A 2,073-nucleotide genomic window follows, 5' to 3' on the forward strand; every position below is an offset into this window, starting at 1 on the left:
AGGTCGTGGACGGGTTCGCTGTCGGGGGTCGGCGGGTGAAGCGGCTGGCGGTCAGTCATGCGTTCCACTCGGTGTTGATGGAGCCGATGCTCGACGAGTTCGCTGAGGTGCTGGCGGGGGTGGAGTTCCGCGAGCCGTCGATCCCGGTCGTGTCGAACGTGACGGGTGAGATCGCGGGGGAGGAGTTGTGCACGCCGGAGTACTGGGTCGGTCATGTGCGGGAGACGGTCCGGTTCGCCGATGGGGTGCGTGCCGCACGCGCCCAAGGCATAGGGACGGTTCTGGAGGTGGGCCCGGACGGCTCGTTGATCTCCGTGATTCAGGAGACGGAGCCGGAGGTGGCGGCGGTCGCCGTGTTGCGGCGGGACCGGGACGAGGCGGCGGCGTGGGTGTCCGCGATGGCGGAGGCCCATGTGCACGGCGTGGTCGTCGACTGGCGGGCGGTGTTCGAGGGGACGGGTGCGCGGCGGGTGGAGCTGCCGACGTACGCCTTCCAGCACCGCCGCTACTGGCCCGACACCCGTGTGGGCGCCGGTCGCGGCCGTGTGGTCGACGACTGGCGCTACCGGGTCACCTGGCGACGCCGTCCGCTGACCGGGGAACCAACCCTGACCGGCCGTTGGCTGCTGGTGGACCCGGGCGACGCCGTCGGCGCCCGGGTGGCGGAGGCGCTCCGGGCTGCGGGCGCGGAAGTGGAAGTCGCCGACCATGCCGTGGCTGGTGACTTCGCGGGCGTGGTGGCCCTGCCGGACTCGGTCACGGACGCCGTCTCGCTGGTGCAGGACCTGCGTGCCGCCGGTTCGCAGGCGCCGCTGTGGTGGGTGACGGCGGACGCGGTGGCCGTCGGCTCCGGTGACGCCGTACGGCCCGACGCCGCGCAGCTGTGGGGCCTCGGTCAGGTCGTCGGCCTGGAGGAACCCGGCTGGTGGGGCGGGCTCGTCGACCTGCCTGCCGTATGGGACGACCGTACGGGCGAGTTGCTCACAGCCGTCCTCGCCGGCGCGGCCGACACCGAGGACCAGTTGGCCGTACGCGGAGGCGAGGTGTTCGCCCGGCGCCTGGTACGGGCACCGCTCGCCGGGCGCGCCCCCGCCCGGCCGTGGAAGCCGCGGGGCACGGTCCTCGTCACCGGCGGCACCGGCGGTGTCGGCGCCCGCGTCGCCCGCTGGCTGGCCGGGGAGGGCGCGGAGCATCTCGTGCTGACCAGCCGTCGCGGTGCCGCGGCGCCGGGAGCCGAGGCGCTGGCCGACGAACTGCGTTCCCTGGGCGCCGAAGTGACCCTGGCGGCCTGCGACATGGCCGACCGGGAGGCCGTCGCCGCCGTCCTCGCGGACATACCGCAAGAGACTCCGCTGACCGCCGTCGTCCACGCCGCCGGCATCGTGCGCTACACCAAGGTGCGGCATCTGACCCCCGAGGAGATCCACGAGGTCGTCGACGGCAAGGCGACGGGCGCCCGCCACCTCGACGAACTCACCGCCCACCTCGACCTCGACGCCTTCGTCCTGTTCTCCTCGGGCGCGGCCTCCTGGGGCGGCGGTTCCCAGGGCGCCTACGCCGCCGCCAACGCCTACCTCGACGGACTCGCCCAGTCCCGCCGCGCCCGGGGACTGCCCGCCACCTCCCTCGCATGGGGCACCTGGCGCTCCGAAGGAATGGCGGCAGACCTCGACGAGGAGTCCCTCGCCCGCATGGGCCTCGCCCTCATGGACCCCGCACTCGCGCTGTCCGTCATGAGGGAGGCGGTCGAACACGGCGAGAGCTGCCTCACCGTCACCGACACCGACTGGTCCCGCTTCACCCCCGTCTACGCGGGCGCCCGCCACCGCCCCCTGATCGAGGACATCCCGGAAGCCGCCCGCGCCCTCAAGGGCGATGCGGACACCGCCGAGGGCAGCACAGACACGGCGGACGCCGACACCAACGCCTCCGCGCTGATCCGCCGGCTCGCGGACCTCACCGACGGCGAACGGCGCACCGCCCTACTGGAGTTGGTGCGTTCCCGCGCCGCCGCCGTACTCGGCCACACGGACGCGGCGGAGGTCGCCGCCCACCGGCCGTTCAAGGACCTCG

1 protein-coding gene is annotated in these 2,073 nt (G+C 73.9%); it reads left to right on the forward strand.

The genetic code is table 11. The annotated features are described in order from the left end of the window. Positions 1 to 86 precede the first annotated feature (86 nt). The coding region (locus AOK23_RS43575) for a type I polyketide synthase (RefSeq protein WP_240496857.1) at positions 87 to 2,073 on the forward strand (1,987 nt) is incomplete at its 3' end.

This window comes from Streptomyces torulosus (assembly GCF_001419765.1).
In the GTDB taxonomy this organism is placed as follows: Bacteria; Actinomycetota; Actinomycetes; order Streptomycetales; family Streptomycetaceae; genus Streptomyces; species Streptomyces torulosus.